Raw genomic sequence first — 19,429 nt, forward strand, 5'->3', positions numbered from 1 at the left:
GCAGGTCCGATGGGCGGAACAGGTCCGGGGATAGACTCGGCTGGGACCGATCCTCGTCACCGGACGAGAGGGCGGGTGTGGCTGGTGTCCGATGTGCATCTGACCCATGGCTGGGAGCCTGACCTCGACGCGGGCGACTCCCTGTTGCGCAGGTTCGTCGTGGCCAACGCCGAGCGGAACGCCTTCGTCGCGGCCTGCGCGGGCGGGCGCTGCGGACGCTGGGACGATCTCGCGGCGGCCGATCCCGCATCCCCTGTCCTGTTCGACAACGCCGCGGTACTGCTGCGGCCGCCGCCGTACATCCATCTGCCGGACACGCTGCGGCGGCTCCTCGCCTTCTACCCGCCCGAACGCCACTTCGTGTTCCTGTCGGTATGGCCGACGCCCGACCTCACCTCGGCGGGTCTGGAGCTGATGGGTCATCCTCCGCTCATGCTGCGCCCGCCGGGCGGCACGCCGCCGCCCCTGCCTGACACGCTGCGGATCGTGCCAGTCGAGGATCGGCGCACACTCGACGACTTCGTCGGCACGCTCGTCGAGGCGTACCCGATGCCGGAGGCGAAGGGCGCGATCTTCGGCGACACGGCGGTCCTGCGGGGGCCGGTGAGACTGTTCGTGGGCTACGTCGACGGTCGTCCCGTCGCCACCTCAGGGGCCAGGCTCGGGCAGGGCATCGTCGATGTGGAGTGGGTGTCCACCCTGCCCGAATATCGGGGCCGGGGCATCGGCACGGCCCTCACCTGGGCGGCCACGCTCGTCGAGCCGGGCGCGCCGGCCATGCTCATCGCGAGTGACGAGGGCCGGCCGGTGTACGAGGCGATGGGCTACCTCCGGTTGATGCGGCTGACGATGTGGCACCGGCCGCCCACCGGCTGACGGGGCGGCGGGCTCTCCCAGGTGCCTGACGAAGGGGCCCTCGTCGCTCTCCCGAACGGCCGGCCGCGCAGTGTCGTCCAGGACGGTTCCCGTTCGTCGTCGAGGCGGAAGACCTCCGACACAAGGGAACACCGATGAACGACATCAGAGCGGCCATCGCCGCCGAACGCCGCGACCTGGCCGCCGTGCTGGCCGGCCTGTCACCCGAGCAGTGGGACGAGCCGACCCTGTGCGACGGATGGCGCGTGCGGGAGGTCGTGGCCCACATGACCATGGCCTTCCGGTACTCGCTGCCGAAGGTCGCGCTCGGCCTGCTCATGGCGCGCGGCGACTTCAACAGGGCCGCCGACAGGTTCGCCAGGCGCGACGCGGGCAGGATGACCCCCGCGCAGCTCACCGCCTCGTTGGGTCAGAACGCGAACCACCCGTGGAAGCCGCCGGGCGGTGGCCACGAGGGCGCGCTGGCCCACGACGTGATCCACGGCCTGGACATCACCGTCCCCCTGGGGCTGGATCGGAAGGTCCCCGAGGATCGGCTGCGTCCTGCCCTGCCGGACGATCCGTCGGACAGAAGCGTCGCGTTCTTCGGCGCCGACCTGGACGGCGTCGAGTTTCGCGCCGACGACCTCGACTGGACCTTCGGCTCGGGCACGCCGGTGCACGGCTCGGCCCAGGACCTGCTGCTGGCGATCTGCGGCAGGAAGCTGCCGCGGGGCAGGCTGCGCGGCGCGCCCGCGGCACGCTTCACCATCGTGCGCTGACGTCACGTGCGGGAGGTGACCCACATGGCGACCGGCCGGTAGACCAGGCCGTCGGTCCATGTCACCGATTCGGCCGGCTCGGTCAGGCGCAGCGCCGGCCGACGCGCGACCAGGGCCCGCAACGCCTCGGTGAGCTCGACCCTGGCAAGGCTGGCGGCCAGGCAGCGGTGCGGGCCGTACCCGAACGCCACGTGCGGATGGGGAGGATGCTCGGTGAAGCGGTGGATGTCGAACCTGCCGGGGTCGGGGAAGGCCCGCGGGTCGTGGTTGGCGGCGTTCAGGTTGGGCATGACGACCGTCCCCGCGCTGAGCGAGCCGCTGGGGAAGTCGGTGTCCTTCGTGATCCGGCGCATGAAGGCGCTGGCGGGCGGCCCGTCGAAGCGCAGGATCTCCTCGACGGCGGTGGCCGTCAGAGTGGGGTCCGCGACCAGCTCGGCCCACTGCCCTGGGTGCAGCATCAGGCGGAAGACACCGCGGGCGATCATCGAGGCCGTGGTCTCGTGGCCGGCCGTGATGAGGGAGAACACAGTGTTGACCAGCTCGCCCTCCGACAGCCGGTCGTCGGCGTCCCTGGCCTGGATCAGCAGGTCGATGAGATCCGCGCCGGGTTCAGAGCGATGCTGGGCGACCAGTTCGGCGGCATAGGCCATGAACTCGGTGTAGCCCTCATATCGGGCCTGCTCGGTGGCCGTGGAGGTGGTCAGGAACATGTCCGTCCATCGGCAGAACTGCTCGTAGCGGTCCATCGGCACGCCGAGCATCTCGCAGATGACGTGGCCTGGCAGCTGCAGCGCGTATCCCTGGACCAGGTCGAAGCGGTCGCCCAGGCCGTCCAGGAGATCTTCGGCGATCTTCGCGATGCGGGGGCGCCACGGCTCGATCTGGCGAGGGGTGAACGTGCCCTGCATGATCCGGCGGTAGCGGGTGTGCTCCGGCGGGTCCTGGTTGATCAGCGCGTCCGGATCGTCGTCGATGCCGATGCCGCTCACCAGCCGAGGTAACCCCGGCAGGCGCAGGTTGCGGCTGCAGGTAGGCGAGGCCAGCAGCGCCCGGACGTCCTCGTACCGCACGGCCACCGGAACCCGGTCGCCGCTGGGCATGGTCGCCGGCTCCAGCGGGCCGGACTCGCGTCTGCGGGCGAACTCCGGCGGTGGCGTCCCCAGGGGGCCCGGCACCATGTCCGGCCACGACCCGTTCGAATCCCGCTCGGCGGTCATCGCAACCCCTTCCGGTCCTGGAGCCTGCAAGGCGGCCCACGCGGAACGTACGAAACCCCGAGCCGGCGGTCAACGGCCACATCAGGACAGGAGTCGGCGAGGAGCCGGGCGAGGCCCGACGTGAGATCCACCGAACCCGCATCAGCCCGCCTTGTCGTAGCGCTCGCGGGCCGCGTCGACCTCCTCGATGTGGGTCTCGGCCCAGTCCTTCACCGCCGAGAGCAGGCAGCTGAGGCTGCGTCCGAGGTCCGTGAGCTCGTAGTCCACGCGCACGGGCACGGACGCCGTCACCGTGCGGGCCACGATGCCGTCCCTTTCGAGGGAGCGCAGCGTCTGGGTGAGCATCTTCTCGCTCACGCCCGGGATGCGGCGGTTCAGGTCGCTGTAGCGCATCGGACTCCGCTCGCCCAGCGCGCTCACGATCAGGCTCACCCATTTGTCGCTGATCCGCGCGAGGAGCCGGCTGGTCGGGCAGTCCTTGACGAACGCGTCGTACGCGAGACGCTCTTCCGTTCGGCGCTCGTCGGCGGTCCGGGTAGCCATGGCTCCTCACCTCCGGGTCGGGTACGCACTCTGGAGTGCGTACTTCCCAGGAGAGAGTAGCACTCCTTAGGTTCGTAGCAGTGCGGAAAAACATCGTTGAAGAAGGAGCTCTGTTGACCATGCGCGCCGCGATCGTGAGAACCTTCGGCGGACCCGACGTCGTCGAGATCGCCGACATCCCGCTGCCCGAGCCAGGACCCGGCCAGGTGCGGATCAAGGTGGTGGCCGCCGCGCTCAACCCCGTGGACGCGGGCATGCGCGCCGGCGTCTTCGGCGGGGACGGCACGCCGATCGGCCTCGGGTGGGACGTGGCGGGGACGATCGACGCGGTCGGCGGGGGAGTGGCGGACCTGGCGGCGGGTGACGAGGTCGTCGGGCTCGCCTACGGTCACCGCAAGCCCCTGGGAACCCATGCCGACCACGTCGTGATCGACGCGAGCGCCGTGGCCGCCGCCCCGCGCACCGCCGACGCCGCGCACGCCGCGACGCTGCCGCTCAACGCCCTGGCCGCGGCCCAGGCCCTGGACCTGCTCGCGCTCGAGCCGGGCAACAGTGTGCTGATCACCGGCGCCGCAGGCGCGCTCGGTGGCTACGCCGTCCAGCTCGCCCACCACAGGGGCCTGAAGGTCGCCGCGCTGGCGGGCGCGGCCGACGAGGACCTCGTCCGCTCGCTGGGCGCGCACGACTTCGTCACCCGTACGGCGACGCCCGCACGGGTGGACGGCGTGCTGGACGCGGCCGTCATCGGCGCCCCCGCGCTGGAGTTCGTGCGCGACGGAGGCGGCTACGCAGGGGTGATCCCCGGCGCGCAGCCCGCGGGGGTGCGGAGCATCCGTACCGGCGCCATCGAGGTGAGCCCGGACGGAAAGCGCCTCGCCGAGCTGGCCGAGCTGGTCGACGAGGGACGGCTGACGCCGCGCGTGGCCCGGGCGTACCCGCTGGACGCGGCGGTGCAGGCGCACGCGCGGCTCGCCGAGGGCGGTCTGCGCGGCCGCCTGGTGCTGGTGCCCTGACGGAGGGCCCGCCGGACATGGCGCCAGAGGTGGGATCCGCGCGGGCGGGAAGGTGTCCTCTCCATCCGATGAATCGGGGGCCGGGGTGCCGGCCCCCGATTCGGGCGGTCAGCCGGTGGAGGCGGCGGAGTTGCCCGCCAGCTTGGCGGAGGCCAGGTCATGAGCCAGGATCGCGGTCTCGACCTGGGCGACCGTCGAGCTCGAGCTCAGGCCGGGCAGTGTCGCCGTGTCCACCGCGTACAGCGTGAACTCGTACTTGTGGGTCGAGCCGCCGGGGCACGGCCCGAAGTACTGCAGCGACTTGTTGCCCGAGCTCATCGCCTTCTGCTTGGCAGGCGACTGGTTCGGCACGTTGAAGCCGAGCCCGAGCCCTTCGGGCAGCGACAGCCTGCCGGAGGGGATGTCCCAGACAGCCCAGTGCTTGCCGCTGTTGGCCGTGTCGATGAAGGTGATGGCGTAGCTCTGCGTGCCGGAGGGCCCGCCGGACCAGGCCAGCGGCGGTGAGATGTCGTTGCCCGAGACCCCGTCCTGGGCGCAGGTGTACTTCGTGGGGATGGTGCCGTTGTTGGCGAAGGCCGTGCTCGTGAGCCCGAACGGCGGTCCCGCGAACTTGAGGCGGACGACGTCGTTGTCGATGGTGGACGGCGTGCCGCCGTTCTTGTCGTTGTTGGTGGAGGTCAGCCAGAGGCCGCCGTCGGGTGTCTTGACGATCGTGCGCAGGCGGCCCCACCGGCCGTTGAAGAAGGCACGAGGCGTGTCGGTGGTGTTGCCGTTGATCTTCATGACCCACAGGCGGGCGCCACGGACGGCCGCCATGTAGATCCAGTCGTTGACGATCTCGATGCCGCTCGGCGAGGCGGCGGCGACGTCCCACTGCTGGACGGGGTTGACGTAGCGGGTGTCGCTGCAGCGGCCCTCGCAGGTCGGCCAGCCGTAGTTCTTGCCCGCCTGGATGATGTTCAGCTCGTCCCACGTGCCGTCGCCGAACTCCGACTCCCACAACCGGCCCTGGGAGTCCCACGCCAGGCCCTGCGGGTTGCGGTGGCCGAGGCTGTAGACGCGCGGAGCGTTCGGGAACGGGTTGCCGGGAGCGCCGGCTCCGGTCGGCGTCACCCGCAGGATCTTGCCGTTGAGCGAGTTGAGGTCCTGGGCCCTGCTGGAGACCTGGCCGTCGCCGGTGGTGATGTAGAGCATGCCGTCGGGTCCGAACGCGATCCGGCCGCCGTTGTGAAACTTGTTCTTCACGATGCCGGTGACCAGCGCTTCGCGCGGGCCGATCGCGTTGTTCTCGAACTTGAAGCGCACGACCCTGTTGTCGGAGGCCGAGGTGTGCATGGCGTAGACGTAGTGGTCGGTGGCGAAGTTCGGCGACAGCGCGAGGCCCAGCAGCCCCCCCTCGCCGGTGGTGGTGACCGCCTCGGTGATCTTGCCGACCGTGGTCTTCTGGCCGGTCGCGCTGACCCGGACGATCTCGAAGCGGTCGCGCTCGGCGACCAGCGCGCCGCCGTCGGGCAGGAAGGCCACGCCCCAGGGCAGGTCGAGCTTGGCGATGTCACGGTCATAGACGGGGTCGCCCCCGGTGGCCGTGCTGGTGGTCCTGACCTTCAGTTCGGGGCTCCTGGCCGAGGTGTTGGCGTTGGCGTCGAAGGCCTCGACCTGGAAGGAGTACTCCGTGTTGGGCGCCAGACCGTCAGCCGTCGCGGTCAGGTCGGGGACCGTGGCGAACCTGGCGCCGTCGCGGTAGACGTTGTAGCCGCTCACCTCGACGTTGTCGGTCGAGGCGGCCCAGGCCAGCGTGACGCTGGTGGCGCTGACGTTGGTCGAGCGCAGGTTGGACGGCACGCTCGGCGCCTCGTGGTCGTCGCTCGGCGGAGTGGTGATCGGCACGTTGGCGCTGCCCTGCGAGGCGTTGCCCGCGGCGTCGTAGGCCAGGACGCTCAGCACGTAACCGGTGTTGGGCGTCAGGCCGGTGATCGTGGCCGTCGTCTGGTTGCCGCCGACCGTCTTGAGCACGTTGCCGCCGTTGTAGACGACGTAGCTGGAGACGCCCACGTTGTCGGTGGAGGCGTCCCAGGCCAGGTCCACGGCGGTGGGGCGGACCTCGCCGACCACGCGCGGGTTGCCCGGTGGGGTCGGGGGCTCGGGGTCCGACGGCACGGTGGTGCTGATCCGGTCCAGGTTCGGCCCGCCGTTCGCGGTGCTCGCGGTGGCGCGGATCTTGTTGGCGCCCGCGATCAGCGGGGCAGTGACCGCCTTCTCCACCCAGGTGGTCCAGGCGCCGGTGCCGGGGAAGCCCACGCTGGTGGCCGCCGCTCCGTTGACGGTGACGTCCATCGGACGGTCGACGGTGGTGCCGTTGGCGAAGCGGAACTTCACCTCGTAGTTGCCCGCGGTGGCCGCGTTGACGGTGAACTCGACGAAGGAGCCCGCCACGTTGTCGTAGTTGACGAAGCCGGTTCCGGTGAATCCCGCGTGGTTGGACTCCACGACGCCCTGGGAGATCGTCGCGTTCTCCGCCTGCAGGTCGCTGCTGGGCGCGGCCACCTCGACGTCGACGAAGTCGAGGTTGGGGTTGCCGTTGGCCGTCGTGGCGGTGAGGCGGATCCTGTTGGCCCCGGTGGTGACCGGCGCGGTGAGCGTGGAGGTGACCCATGTGGTCCACGCACCGGTGCCCTGGAAGGGCCGGCCCGCGGAGACGACGGCGCCGTTGACCGAGACGTCGGATGGCCGGTTCACGGTGGTGCCGTTGGCGTAGCGGATGCCGATCGTGGCCTGCCCGGCCGTCGCGGCGTTGACTGTGAACTCCACGTAGCTGCCCGCCGCGTTGTCGCCGTTGACGAATCCGGCGCCGGAGTAACCCGCGTGGTTGGACTCCACCACGCCCTGGGAGATGGTCGCGTTCTCGGCCTCGTACCTGGTCGGAGCCGCTTGCGCGGGCGCCGCCGCCACCGTGCTCGCCAGTAACGCGGCCACGAGCGCGCCGGCTAGGGAGCGCGCCCGGGTCAGAGGTCGCATGGATCCTCCTTGATGGGGGGATTAGTTAGGAATATTTCCTAACTTGCGATAGATGGGATCACCCCCCACCCGGCCTGTCAAGCGATCTGACTTGACACGCGAGACATCCCACCACCCGCGAGGTCGCGCCCTTCCCTACACTTGATCGAATGCCCGACGACACAACACCCGGCCCCGTCGTGGTCGAGCACGACTCCGCCTGGCAGGCGCAGGGGGCCGCCCTCGCGAGCGACATGCGTGCCGCGCTCGGGCCGCCGGCGCTCCACGTGGAGCACATCGGCAGCACGGCGATCCCCGGCATGGCCGCCAAGCGGGTGTTCGACCTGCAGGTCAGCGTCCTGGATCTGGGCGAGGCCGAGCAGGCGTTCGACCGGCCGCTGGCGGACCTGGGCTTCCTGCGGTCCCTCCACCGGCACGACCACGTTCCGGCAGGACGCGACGACGACGCGGAGCTCTGGGCGAAGAGGCTGTGGTCACGGCGCGGCGGGCCGGACGTGGACGTCCACCTGCACGTCCGCCTCCTCGGCTCGCCCAACGAGCGACTCGCGCTGCTGTTCCGCGACTGGTTCAGGGCCCACCCCGAGGCGGTGCCCGCCTACGCGCGCTTCAAGAGCGTCCTGGCCGGGACCGTCAGCGACACGGGTGTCTACTCCGACGTCAAGGACCCCGTCGTCGATCTCGTCATCACGATCGCCGAACCGTGGGCCGCCGCCACCGGCTGGACACCGCACGACGGAGCGGCCCGCTGGGCACCGGCGTGACCACCAGGAACGTCCCCGCCCGACTCCGGTCGGCGGCGAGGCCGACGCCATGGCCGGCGAGGACGCGAACCCGGCGGAGGCGGGAGGCGCGGGCGCTCCGTTCGTCAGCCGCGGCCCGCCTCCCCGTGGGCAGGCGGGCCGGCCGCTCGTGGGGGCCGCGGCTCCCGTGACCGGGTGGTGAGGGCTCTGGCCCACCGGGTGAGGGCGTCCGCGCGACGCCGCCGTCTCCGCATCCCGCCCGGCGCGCCGGGCCGTCCTGCCAGCATCCCGGTGGGCGTCCCCGGCCGCCCCGCCAGGCCCGCCATCAGCAGCCAGGAGGGAACGCCTTCCCGGTCCGCGCGTCTTGCCATGCCCGTTCTCCTTCGTCTCTTGGTCACCTCAACCATGAGGCAGAGCGGAATGGATACCCTGGCCAATCAGATGGCGAAGAAGCAGACCGATTCGGCGTGGGAAACGCTGCTGGACCTCGAGGAGCAGCCGGCGGGGCCGCTGCACGACCGCCTGCGCAGGGCACTGCGCTCGGCGATCGTCGACGGCCGGATCGCCCCCGGCAGCGCGCTGCCGCCGAGCCGTACGCTGGCGGTCGATCTGGCATGCTCGCGGTGGGTGGTCACCGAGGCCTACGCGCAGCTGGCGGCCGAGGGATATCTCGAGGCGCGAAGCGGCTCGGCCACGCGGGTACGGCACGGCGTCGCGGCCGCCGCCACGCGGCCGACCCCGCCGAAGCCGCCGCCGGTCCCTCCCCGCTTCGACTTCGCCCCCGGACTGCCCGACCTGCGCGCATTCCCGCGCAAGCGCTGGTCGGATGCCATACGCGAGGCCGGCCTGCAGGTGCCCTTCACCGATCTCAGCTATCTGGCCCCCGCCGGCCACCCACGGCTGCGGAGGACGCTCGCCGGCTATCTGAACCGCTCGCGCGGCACCGCCACCTCGGCCGAGGACGTGACGATCTGCGGGGGAACGACCGACGGCCTGGCCAGAATCGCTCGGGGTCTGCGCGAGCGAGGGTTCACCCATCTGGCCGTGGAGGACCCCGGCTGGACCTGGACGCGCGAGGCGATCGCCGACGCCGGGCTGCTTCCTGTCCCGATCGGCGTCGACAGGGACGGGCTTCGCGTCGATCTCCTGCGTGCCCGGCCCGAGATCCGGGCGGCCATCGTGGCTCCCGCCCACCAGTTCCCCACCGGCGTCGTCCTGGCGCCGGCACGCCGCGCTGAGCTGATCAGGTGGGCCCACGACGTCGACGGCATCGTCCTCGAAGAGGACAAGGACGCCGACTACCGCTACGACCGCCGCCCCGTCGCCGCCATCCAGGGCATGGCGCCCTCACGGACGGCCCTGCTCGGCTCGGTCAGCAAGACGCTGTCGCCGGCGCTGCGCATCGGCTGGTTCGTGACCCCGCCGCGCTGGACGCCGGCCGTCGCCGCCGCCAATCCGCTCGCCGTCCCGCCTCCGGTGCTCGACCAGCTCGCCTTCGCCCACTTCCTGGACAGCGGCGGCTACGACCGACACCTGCGCGCCGGCCGGCGGCGCTACCGGGCCCGGCGCGACGCCCTTCTGGCCGAGCTGGCCCGGCGGCTGCCGCAGGCCCGCGTCTCCGGCGCGGCGGCGGGACTCCACCTGTTACTCCACCTCGACGGCGTCCAGGCAACCAGGGTGGTCGCCGCCGCGGCCCGCGCCGGTGTCCGCGTCGACGCCGTCGCCGGGTACGCCTCCGACGCGGAGACCGGCGACTCGACCGTGATCCTCGGCTACGGCAACCTCGCCGACAGCACCATCCCCGAGGCCGTCGCGCGCCTGGCCGACGCGATCGAGGCGGCGGCCAGGCAGGCCGGTGGCCCAGGAACCCCGCCCCAGGAAGGTCTCCGGCTGCCCGAGGCGGATTGAGACCGGGCGCACGCCATGCGGGCGACCCCCGCGTGCGCCGGACGTGCCCGGCGCCATGCCACGCCGCCGGCGGGTGTCGGATCGGCCGGGCGCGACGCGCTCCTCTGCGGATGCGTGTCCCTCACCGGCCCGGTACGGCGGGCCGGCCGATGCCGGGCAGCGCGGCTTCCAGGCAGGAGGCGATCTGGAAGACCGTCACGTCGTCGTAGGTGCGGCCCACGAGCTGCACGCCGGTCGGGACGCCGTCGGCGGCCAGCCCCGAGGGGACAGAAAGGACGGGGCAGCGGCTGGCGATGTTGAAGGGGATCGTCATCACCCCGAGCATGTAGTGGCCCGGCTCGCCGTTGATCGGCAACGGGCCGCCGTCGTGGTCGGCGGGGAAGGAGGACCTTGCCGTGGTCGGGCAGAGCAGCGCGTCGTGGCGCTCGAGCAGCTCGCCGAGCGGCCGGTAGATCTCTCCTTCGAGCTCGAGCCCCTGGTAGAAGGTGAGCTCCGAGCCGTTCTTCGCGAACGCGCGTGTGTAGTCCGACAGCAGGTCCGCGTGCTCCTCCGCCAGCTCGCCGATCCCGGCCCCGAAGATCCCGGCGAAGTGGGCGTCGGCCGCGGCCATGATCTGCTTCCTGGTCCAGGGCAGGTCGACCTCCTCCACGATCGCCCCTGCCGCGCGCAGCGCCTCGGCTGCGGCGAGCGTGTTCGCGACGATGTCCGGTTCCACCTCGTAGTCGCCGAGCGTCACCGACAGCGCGATACGCAGCCCGCGCACGTCGCCGGTGAGCGGCGGCAGCTCCAGCTTGGGCCGGACGGAGACGACGTCCCACGGATGCGGACCGGCGATCACGTTCTGCAGCAGGGCGGCGTCGGCGACGGTGCGGGCCATGGGGCCGTCGTGGCAGTACTGGTCGAGGTTGAACGGCGGCAGCGCGGGCACCCGGCCGAAGGGCGGCTTGAACCCGACCACGCCGCAGAACGACGCGGGTATACGGATCGAGCCGCCGATGTCGGAGCCGGTGGCCAGGAGCGAGGTGCCGGCGGCCAGCGACGCGCCGGAGCCGCCCGAGGAGCCGCCGGGCGAGCGGTCGAGGTTCCACGGGTTGCGCGTCACGCCCCACAACCTGCTGTGGGTGAACGCGGCGCAGCTGAACTCGGGTGTGGTGGTGCGGGCGTGGACGATGCCACCGGCCTGCGTGATCCGGGTGACCACCGGGTGGGTCACGTCCGCGACGACACCCTTGAGCAGGAGCGATCCCTCCTCATGGGTGCGGCCCTCGATCGGCTGCTCCTCCTTGACCGCCACGGGGATGCCCTCGAGGGGTCTGGCGCTGCCGTTCAGGTAGGCGGCCTCGGCCGCCTTCGCCTGCTCCATCGCCGACTCGTACAGGCGCTCGGTGAACGCGTTGATCCGCGGCTCCATCACCTCGGCACGGTCGATCACGGCGGTCAGCAACTCCACGGGTGACAGCTCGCGACGGGACATGAGGGCGTGGGCCTCAGTGGCCGAGAGGTAACACAGCATTTCCGGGAGATCTCCTCTTAAAAGGCGTTCTGGGGCACGGAATCCAGCAGGAGTCGCGTGTACTCGTGCTCCGGCGCGCTCAGCACCCGCGCCGTCGGTCCCGACTCGACGATCCGGCCACGCCGCATGACCGCCACATGGTCGGCGACGCAGCCGACCACGGCCAGGTCGTGCGTGATGAACAGGTAGGAGACGGCGCCGGCCGCGCGGATGTCGGCCAGAAGGCCGAGGATCTGCGCCTGGACAGAGACGTCCAGCGCCGCGACCGCCTCGTCCAGCACCAGCACCTTGGGCCGGACCGCGAGCGCCCTGGCGATGGCGACGCGCTGGCGCTGCCCGCCGGACAGTTCCCTGGGCAGCGCCCCCGCCTCGCGCGGCCCGAGGCCGACCTGGTCGAGCAGCTCGGCCACCCTCGGCGCGTACGGCTCGCCGGGAAAGTGCAGCCGCAGAACCTCGGTCAGGCAGTCCCGTACGGTGAGGCGCGGGTCGAGCGAGCCGAACGGATCCTGGAAGACGATCTGGATCAGCCTCGCCCTGGCCTTGCGGTCGAGCGCCGCCAGCGGCCTGCCCGCCACCAGCACCGTGCCCGCGTCGGCCCGTTCCAGGCCGAGCAACAGCCTGGCCGTGGTCGTCTTGCCCGAGCCCGACTCTCCGACCAGGCCGAGCGATCCGCCCGCCGCCAGGTCGAAGGAGACATCGTCCACCGCGGTGAACGTGCCGTAACGCTTGCGCAGGCCCCGGACCTCCAGGTCGATGTTCACAGTTCCGCCTTCACACAGGCGACCCCGTCCACCAGCGGCGGAACGGCGGCCGTACAGGAGTCCATGACGTGCTCGCAGCGAGGAGCGAACCGGCAGCCAGGAGGCGCCGACAGCAGGTCCGGCGGTCGCCCGGGGATCGCGGGCGGCAGCGTGCCCAGATCGGAGACGCGCGGGGTGGCGGCGAGCAGGCCGGAGGTGTAGGGGTGGCGTGGTCTGGCGAACAGCCGCCGCGTCGGCCCCGTCTCCATGATCCGCCCCGCGTACATGACGTAGACGCGGTCGCAGATCATCGAGGCCAGTTCCAGGTCGTGGGTGATGAAGAGCATCCCGGTCCGCGTCCTGGCGCGCAGGTCGCGGAGCAGCCGGACGATCTCGGCCTGGGTGGTCACGTCGAGCGCGGTGGTCGGCTCGTCGGCCAGCATCAGCCGCGGCTCTCCGGCCAGGGCCGCCGCGATCACCACGCGCTGGAGCATGCCGCCGGACAACTCGTGGGGGTACTGGCGAACGTGCCGCTCCGGCTCCGGCAGGCCGACCATGCCCAGCAGCTCGACGGCCCTGGCTCGGGCCGCCTTCGCGCCGAGCTCCTCGCGGATGATCTCGGTGAGGAAGTCGCCGATCCGCCGGAAGGGGCTGATCGCCGCGCGCGGATCCTGGTAGATCATCGCGGCCGAGTGGGCGCGGTGGCGGCGCAACCCCGCGGGGGACATCGACAGCACGTCGGCGCCGTCCATCCGGATCTCGCCCGAGGTCCGCGAGCCCTTCGGCAGCAGTCCGAGGACGGCGCGCGCGGTCAGGGACTTGCCGGAGCCCGACTCGCCGACCAGGCCGACGGTCTCGTTCTCGGCCACGGTCAGCGAGACGTCGTCGATCGCGGGGCGGGCGGTGTGCGGCAGCCGTACGGAGAGGTCGTCGATCTCCAGCATGGTCACCTCCTGGAGACGCGGTCGGCGAGGTTCTCGCCGACGATGTTGAAGGCGATCACGCTCAGCACGATGGCCAGACCGGGGACGAGGATCGGGCCGAGCGCGCCCTGCAGGACGGCGGTCTGGCCCTCGTTGATCATGGCCCCCCAGTCGGCGGCCGGCGGTTGCACGCCCAGGCCGAGGAAGGCGAGCCCGGCCAGGTCGAGCAGGGCGTAGCCGAAGTTGATCGTGGACTGGGCCAGGATCACCGGCGCGATGTTCGGCAGCAGGTGGCGCAGGCAGATGGCCAGGCCGCCGAAGCCCAGCGCCCGGTAGGCGGCGATGTAGGGGCGGCCCATCTCCCCTCTGGCCACGCCGCGGACCAAGCGGCCGACGAAGGGCGTGTAGGCGACGGCCAGCGTGATCATGGGTCCGGTCTGGCCTGGGCCGTACATCGCGACCACCAGGATCGCCAGCAGCAGGCCGGGGAAGGCGAAGACCAGCTCCATCGACCGCGAGAGCGCGGCGTCCACCCAGCCGCCGTGCCAGGCGGCGGTCAGCCCGACCAGGACGCCGAGCACCGTGGAGATGGCCACGACGCCCAGCGGGCCGAGCAGGCCGGACCTGGCACCGTAGATGACCCGGGACAGCAGGTCGCGGCCTGAGGCGTCGGCGCCGAGCAGGTGATCGCCGCCGGGTCCGGCCAGGGCGGCCGACAGGTCGACCGCGTCGGGGTCGGCCGGGGCGATGAACGGAGCGAGGACGGCGGCCAGGACCAGCAGCGCGATCGCGACGAGCGCGGCCGTGAGCAGGCCGCCGCCCTTGACCCTGCCGCCGAGACGACGCAGGCCGGGTCTGACGACGAATGTCTCCATCAGTTCTGCGCCCCCAGTCGTACGCGCGGATCGGCCAGTGGCGCGAGCAGGTCGACCACGAGGTTGGCGACCACGAACACCGCCACGGTCAGCAGGACCAGCGCCTGCACGACGGGGAAGTCCTTGACCGTCACCGAGTACTGCAGCAGCTGGCCCAGGCCGTTGACCCCGAACGTGGTCTCCACCAGCACGGTGGAGACCAGCAGGCCGGGCACCAGCAGGCCGCCGTAGGTGAGCGTCACCGTCATGGCGCCGCGCAGCACGTGCCTGCGGATGATGGCCCGCTCGGGCACGCCGCGGCCGCGAGCGACTGTGACGTACTCCAGGCCGAGCTGGTCGATCATCGCCGTGCGCGACACCCGGGCCAGCACTCCCGCGAACGTCAGCGCGAGCGCCACGGCGGGCAGCGTGAGGTGGTGCAGCCGGTCGGCCAGGCCCTCACCCGCGCCGATGGAGGGGAACCAGCCGAGGTTCACCGAGAAGACCACGATGAGCACGAACCCCAGCACGAAGGAGGGGGTGGCGACCGCGACCGAGCTGCCCACGAGCACGGCCTTGTCGATCGTGCCCGGCCTGGTCGCACTCCATACGCCCAGCGCCAGGCCGAGGATCATGGTGAGCGCGAAGGCCATGGCGATGAGGGTGAGCGTGACGGGCACGCGGGAGGCGATCAACCCGCCGACGTCCGTGCGGAACTGCACAGAACGGCCGAAGTCGCCGGTGAGCACGCCGCCGATCCAGTGCAGGTACTGCACCGGGAACGGGTCGTCGAGCCGGTACTGGGCGCGGATGGCGGCGATCGCCTCGGGCGTGGCCGAGCGCCCGCTGAGCAGGAAGCTGGCGGGATCGCCAGGGGCGAGCTGGAGGGCGCCGAACACGAGGAACGAGGACACCCCCAGGATCGCGGCCATCCCGGCCAGCCGCCTCAGCAGGAAGCGGCCCATCAGCCCGCCGCGCCGATGTCCGCGGCCCACGGGTAGTAGAGGTAGGAGATGCTGGTAGGCGCCCCGGTGATGCGCTTGCCGAGGAACATCACGTTGTCGAGGTCGGCCAGCGGGATCCAGGGCAGCTGGGTGGCCACCGTCTCCTGCAGCTTGGCCGTCAGCCGCGCCCGCTTGACCCGGTCGAACTCGACCTCGGCCGCCTGGACGAGCTTGTCGTAGGCGGGGTCGGAGAATCCGCCGTAGTTCTCGAACTGTCCCGTCTCGAACAGCCCGTAGAGCTCCAGCGGGTCGGTGGCCGACAGGTACCAGAACGTCGGGAACAGGTCGATGCCCTTGCGCGCCTCCGGGTCGGAGAACAGCGCGGTGTAGGCGTCGGGGGCGACGGTCCGCACCTCGGCCGCGAGCCCGATCTCCTTGGCCGCCGCCTGCACGGTGTTGGAGATCACCGGGAACTCGGACGCCACGCCGGACGTGGCGATCACGATCTTCTTGCCCTGCGCCCCCGCCTCGGCGATCAGCTTCTTGGCCGCCTCGACGTCACGCTTGACGGCCGGAGCGGCGGGTCTGGCGTCCACGGCGTTGCGCCAGGACTGGACGGGACCGGGCACGAGCGTGGGCGCGCTGTACTCGCCGAGCGCCGCCTTGACCAGCCCCTGCCTGTCGATGGCCAGGGAGAGCGCCTGTCGTACCCTGACGTCGGCCAGCGGGCCGTTGGCGAGGTCGGAGACGATCAGGTTCGCGGTGGTCAGGTTGGGGCCGCCGTAGACGGTGCCCGCGCCCGAGGCGCGCAGCCGGGCGATGGAGCCGGCGGGGATCATGTAGCCGCCGTCGGCCTCGCCGGTCACCATGGCGTTGGTCCTGGCCGCGGGGTCCGCCACGAAGGTGAAGGTGACCTTGCCCGACCTGGCCTTGTTCCCCCAGTAACCGTCGAAGCGGTCCAGCTGGATCGACTGGCCCTTGGTCCAGGTGCCGAGCTTGAACGGCCCGGTGCAGTCCAGTCCGCCGTCGGCGGTGCCGAACGCCCTGCCCTTCGCCTTCAGCGAGGCGGCGCTGACCACCGTGCCGGGCGAGGCGCCCATCTCCAGATTGAACAGCGCGTCGGGCTGCTTGAACTTGACGGTCACCTCCATCGGGCCGGTCTTGCTGATCGACTCGACGTTGCGGAAGCTGGAGATCCAGTAGGAGCCGACCTTCTCGTCGAGATGCCGGTTGAGGCTGGCCACCACGTCGTCGGCGGTCATCTCGGCGCCGCTGTGGAAGCGCACGCCCGCGCGGATGGTGTAGACGAGGGTCTTGGGGTCGCGCTGGACGGCCTTCTCGGCCAGGCCCGGTTCCTCCTTCAGCTCCGGCGTCCAGCGCATCAGGCTCTCGCAGACGTTGGACAGCACCATGTTCTGCGGATAGTCGAAGGCGTGCACGTAGTCGAGGGTCGGGGGTTCGGCGTAGGAGGCCCAGGTGAAGGAGTCGATGTCACCCTTGGGCTTGGGTGTGTCGGAGCTCAGGCCCTTGCTGGGCGCGGGGGCCGCGCCGCCGCCGCCACTCCCGCCGCACGCGGTCACGGCCACGGTCAGTGAGAGTACGGCGAGCGCCGTCCACAGTCGTCTGCTCATTAGTCACGCCTTTCGGGAGTTCGCGAACATCAGGCCTGGTGGACGAGCCGGCCCTCGACATAGGTCCTGACGACCCTGGTGGCGCCGATCTCCTCGGCGGGACCGGCGAAGGGGTCACGGTCCAGCACCACCAGGTCCGCGTCCTTGCCCGCCTCGACAGTGCCGGTGACGTCCTCCAGGTGGTTGATCCAGGCGCTGCCCGCCGTGTAGGCGGTGAGCGCCTGCGCCAGGGTGAGCGCCTGCTCGGGCAGGAAGGGCTCGCCGGGCTCGCCCTCGGGCACCGTCCTGTTCACCGCGACGTGCACGCCCCACAGCGGGTTGGGGCTGCTCACCGACCAGTCGCTGCCCGCGACCAGACGGGCGCCCGCGCGGAGCAGGTCGCCGAAGGGGTACTGCCGGGCCGCGCGCTCGGACCCGAGGAACGGGATGGTCAGCTCGTCCATCTGGGGTTCGTGCGCCGCCCACAGCGGCTGGAGGTTGGCGGCGGCGCCCACCTGCGCGAACCTGGCGATGTCGGCGGGGTCCACGACCTGCAGGTGCGCGAGGTGGTGGCGGTTGTCGTTGGCGCCGTTGGCGGCGCGCGCCCCCGCCAGGGCGTCGAGCGCCTCCCTGACCGCGCGGTCGCCGAGCGCGTGGAAGTGGATCTGGAAGCCGAGGGCGTCCAGCTCCCTGACCGCCTCGCGCAGCAGGCCGGGGTCCACGAAACTGATACCGCTGTTGGCGGTCGCGCACCCGCAGCCGTCGAGGTACGGCTCCAGCATCGCCGCGGTGAAGTTCTCCGCGACGCCGTCCTGCATGATCTTGACGCTGGTGGCGTTGAACCGGCCGACCTGCCCGGTGCGGCGTCGTTCCACGAGCTCGGGGATCTGCTCCAGGCCGCGCTCGCGGTCCCACCAGAGGGCGCCCACCACGCGGGCGCGCAGCGTCCCCTCGGCGGCGGCCCTGAGGTAGACCTCGTAGTTGTCGGGGTTGCCGGGGAACGCGCCGATCATGGCGTCCTGCCAGGCGGTGACACCCATCGAGAACAGGTGGGCCTGGCCGGCGAGCAGGCCGGCGTAGGCCTCCTCGGCGTCCGCCACAGGCACGTGCTCGCTCACCAGCGTCATGGCCCCCTCGTGCAGGGTGCCCTGCGGGGTGCCGTCCGGCTCCCGCTCGATGCGGCCGTCGACGGGATCGGGAGTGTCACGGTCGAGACCGGCCAGGCGCAGGGCCAGGCTGTTGGCCCAGGCGCCGTGCCCGTCGCGGTTGGTCAGCAGCGCGGGCCGGTCGGGAACCACCTTGTCGAGCATCTGCCTGGTCGGCGTGCCGCCGGGGAAGACGTCCATCGACCAGCCGCCACCGTGGATCCATGCCTTGCCGGGATGGGCCTCGGCGTAGGCGGCGATCACCGCGAGGTAGCCCTCGACGCTGTGCTCCGCCGACAGGTCGCACCGGAGCATCTGGCCACCGCCGAAGGCCGGGTGGACGTGGGCGTCCTGAAAACCGGCCATCAGCAGGCCGCCGGCGAGGTCGACCACCTCGGTGTGCTCGCCCGCCGAGGCTCGTACCGCCTCCTGGTCGCCGACCAGCAGGATGCGCCCGCCCCCGACCGCGACCGCCGCGTCGACTGGGGCGTCGGCCGTGCCGGTGAACACCCGCCCGCCAACGAAGATCGTTTCCACCATGACGGCACCTTCCGCTCACGCTGTGTTGGGGAGGAGTGAACGCCAGCACAACATAGATGTCAACAGTGTTGCGCTACGTGGAGACCGAACCGATACACTGGTGCGATCATGGCGAAGACACCTGTGAGGACCAGGCGCTCGGGCAGCCAGCTCAGCCCCGAGGCCATCATCGAGGCCAGCCTGCGCATCGCCGCCAGGGGCAGCGAGGACGCGTTCACCGTGCGCCGGCTGGGCGAGGAGCTCGGAGCCGACCCCACGGCGATCTACCGGCACTTCCGCGACAAGGACGAGCTGCTGCTGTCGGTGGCGGACCGGGCCTACGGTGAGATCCTGGAGGGCATTCCCGGCGGGCTCGCCTGGAAGGACCGGCTGCGGGCGCTGGCGGCGGGGTCGCTGCGGGTCGCGCTCAAGTATCCGGCGGTGGCCTCCATCACCGCGAGCCGTACGACCAGGCGGGCCAACGAGTTCAGGATCGTCGAACTCATCCTCGGCGCGGTCACCGAGGCGGGGCTCGACGGCGCGGACGCGGCGCTGTACTACCGGGTCGTGGCCGACGCCCTCCTGGCATTCGTGGGCCAGGCCGCCGCGTACGTGCTCTTCGCCCCCGAGATCAGGGCGGGCGACGAGTCGTCATGGAGGCGGGAGTACCGGATGGTCGACCCCGAACGCTTCCCCACGATCACCCGTCTCGGCACGGAACTGGCGGAGGTCAGCAACGATGCGATCTACGACGTCCGCGTGGAGGCCCTGATCGCCGCGATCGAGGCCAGGGTCGCGTCGCTTTCCGGTGATGGCGGGCGGGCCTGACGCGATCCCCGACCGTCGAACGCGACCACCCATTCGCCCGTGACGCTTTTGCGGGTCGTCCCTTTCTCCGGCTGAAATGAGCCCGGCGTGAGCGTCACGCCTCGGGCGTGCGCCGATACTTCGGGATGCCCTGCTACGCCCGCTGGAACATGGCGGCGCGCTTCCTGGTCGACGAGGCGCGCGCCTGAGCGAGGAATGACTCGGGAAGCTTATTTCCTCCTTATATCCGTACCTATACCGATATCTATACGGATGTCTTAGCTGCCAGTCCGGATCTATT

17 protein-coding genes are annotated in these 19,429 nt (G+C 71.4%); 6 read left to right on the forward strand and 11 right to left on the reverse strand.

All coding sequences use genetic code 11. The annotated features are described in order from the left end of the window. Positions 1-84: 84 nt before the first annotated feature. Both ACFSKW_RS51185 and ACFSKW_RS51190 read left to right on the forward strand, forming a co-directional pair. On the forward strand, positions 85-876 hold the full coding sequence (locus ACFSKW_RS51185) for a GNAT family N-acetyltransferase (RefSeq protein ID WP_379582520.1): 792 nt from the start codon (positions 85-87) through the stop codon (positions 874-876). 134 nt (positions 877-1,010) lie between these two features. Beyond that, positions 1,011-1,637 (forward strand): maleylpyruvate isomerase family mycothiol-dependent enzyme, encoded by a 627-nt coding sequence (locus tag ACFSKW_RS51190; RefSeq protein WP_379582522.1) that lies wholly within the window; start codon positions 1,011-1,013, stop codon positions 1,635-1,637. Positions 1,638-1,639: 2 nt separating this feature from the next. On the opposite strand, the gene ACFSKW_RS51195 is transcribed toward ACFSKW_RS51190, so the two are convergent. Together ACFSKW_RS51195 and ACFSKW_RS51200 are read right to left on the reverse strand one after the other, a co-directional pair. Further along, positions 1,640-2,854 (reverse strand): cytochrome P450, encoded by a 1,215-nt coding sequence (locus tag ACFSKW_RS51195; RefSeq protein ID WP_379582523.1) that lies wholly within the window; start codon positions 2,852-2,854, stop codon positions 1,640-1,642. 141 nt (positions 2,855-2,995) lie between these two features. Then, complete coding sequence (locus tag ACFSKW_RS51200; protein WP_379582525.1) at positions 2,996-3,397, reverse strand: winged helix-turn-helix transcriptional regulator; 402 nt, start codon at positions 3,395-3,397, stop codon at positions 2,996-2,998. 119 nt (positions 3,398-3,516) lie between these two features. On the opposite strand from ACFSKW_RS51200, the gene ACFSKW_RS51205 reads away from it, so the two are divergent. Beyond that, positions 3,517-4,410, forward strand: a complete 894-nt coding sequence (locus ACFSKW_RS51205; RefSeq protein WP_379582814.1) for an NADP-dependent oxidoreductase — start codon at positions 3,517-3,519, stop codon at positions 4,408-4,410. A 108-nt stretch (positions 4,411-4,518) separates the two neighbouring features. Here the strand turns inward: ACFSKW_RS51205 and ACFSKW_RS51210 are convergent, their stop codons facing one another. Continuing rightward, positions 4,519-7,425, reverse strand: coding sequence for a YbhB/YbcL family Raf kinase inhibitor-like protein (locus ACFSKW_RS51210; protein WP_379582526.1), 2,907 nt, complete (start codon positions 7,423-7,425; stop codon positions 4,519-4,521). Between the two features lie 149 nt (positions 7,426-7,574). Here ACFSKW_RS51210 and ACFSKW_RS51215 point away from each other — a divergent pair, with 149 nt between their 5' ends. Further along, a complete protein-coding gene (locus ACFSKW_RS51215) occupies positions 7,575-8,186 on the forward strand; it encodes a GrpB family protein (protein WP_379582528.1) in 612 nt (203 codons plus the stop codon). Between the two features lie 104 nt (positions 8,187-8,290). On the opposite strand, the gene ACFSKW_RS51220 is transcribed toward ACFSKW_RS51215, so the two are convergent. Continuing rightward, positions 8,291-8,536, reverse strand: coding sequence for a hypothetical protein (locus ACFSKW_RS51220; protein ID WP_379582530.1), 246 nt, complete (start codon positions 8,534-8,536; stop codon positions 8,291-8,293). A gap of 70 nt (positions 8,537-8,606) precedes the next feature. Here ACFSKW_RS51220 and pdxR point away from each other — a divergent pair, with 70 nt between their 5' ends. Further along, positions 8,607-10,073 carry a MocR-like pyridoxine biosynthesis transcription factor PdxR gene (gene pdxR / locus ACFSKW_RS51225; RefSeq protein ID WP_379582532.1) on the forward strand — a complete coding sequence of 489 codons (1,467 nt, stop codon included), beginning with the start codon at positions 8,607-8,609 and terminating at the stop codon, positions 10,071-10,073. 121 nt (positions 10,074-10,194) lie between these two features. On the opposite strand, the gene ACFSKW_RS51230 is transcribed toward pdxR, so the two are convergent. The 7 genes from ACFSKW_RS51230 to ACFSKW_RS51260 are packed head-to-tail and all read right to left on the reverse strand — an operon-like array spanning position 10,195 to position 18,342. Further along, positions 10,195-11,586, reverse strand: a complete 1,392-nt coding sequence (locus ACFSKW_RS51230) for an amidase (RefSeq protein WP_379582534.1) — start codon at positions 11,584-11,586, stop codon at positions 10,195-10,197. A gap of 17 nt (positions 11,587-11,603) precedes the next feature. Next, entirely contained in the window at positions 11,604-12,347 is a 744-nt protein-coding gene (locus ACFSKW_RS51235) for an ABC transporter ATP-binding protein (protein WP_379582536.1), read from the reverse strand. Beyond that, the gene (locus ACFSKW_RS51240) at positions 12,344-13,270 is read right to left on the reverse strand and encodes an ABC transporter ATP-binding protein (RefSeq protein ID WP_379582538.1); all 927 of its coding nucleotides are present in this window, start codon (positions 13,268-13,270) and stop codon (positions 12,344-12,346) included. Before ACFSKW_RS51240 ends, ACFSKW_RS51235 begins: the two co-directional genes overlap by 4 nt. A gap of 2 nt (positions 13,271-13,272) precedes the next feature. Beyond that, on the reverse strand, positions 13,273-14,124 hold the full coding sequence (locus tag ACFSKW_RS51245; RefSeq protein WP_379582540.1) for an ABC transporter permease: 852 nt from the start codon (positions 14,122-14,124) through the stop codon (positions 13,273-13,275). Continuing rightward, on the reverse strand, positions 14,124-15,098 hold the full coding sequence (locus tag ACFSKW_RS51250; protein WP_379582542.1) for an ABC transporter permease: 975 nt from the start codon (positions 15,096-15,098) through the stop codon (positions 14,124-14,126). The genes ACFSKW_RS51245 and ACFSKW_RS51250 overlap by 1 nt, the downstream gene beginning before the upstream one ends. Next, positions 15,068-16,678: an ABC transporter substrate-binding protein gene (locus ACFSKW_RS51255; protein WP_379582544.1), complete on the reverse strand. Its 1,611-nt coding sequence runs from the start codon at positions 16,676-16,678 to the stop codon at positions 15,068-15,070. Before ACFSKW_RS51255 ends, ACFSKW_RS51250 begins: the two co-directional genes overlap by 31 nt. Positions 16,679-16,707: 29 nt before the next feature. Then, a complete protein-coding gene (locus ACFSKW_RS51260) occupies positions 16,708-18,342 on the reverse strand; it encodes an amidohydrolase (protein ID WP_379582546.1) in 1,635 nt (544 codons plus the stop codon). Positions 18,343-18,450: 108 nt separating this feature from the next. On the opposite strand from ACFSKW_RS51260, the gene ACFSKW_RS51265 reads away from it, so the two are divergent. Beyond that, positions 18,451-19,149: a TetR/AcrR family transcriptional regulator gene (locus tag ACFSKW_RS51265; RefSeq protein WP_379582548.1), complete on the forward strand. Its 699-nt coding sequence runs from the start codon at positions 18,451-18,453 to the stop codon at positions 19,147-19,149. The last annotated feature ends 280 nt before the right edge of the window (positions 19,150-19,429 follow it).

The organism is Nonomuraea mangrovi (genome assembly GCF_042681425.1).
Taxonomy (GTDB): domain Bacteria; phylum Actinomycetota; class Actinomycetes; order Streptosporangiales; family Streptosporangiaceae; genus Nonomuraea; species Nonomuraea mangrovi.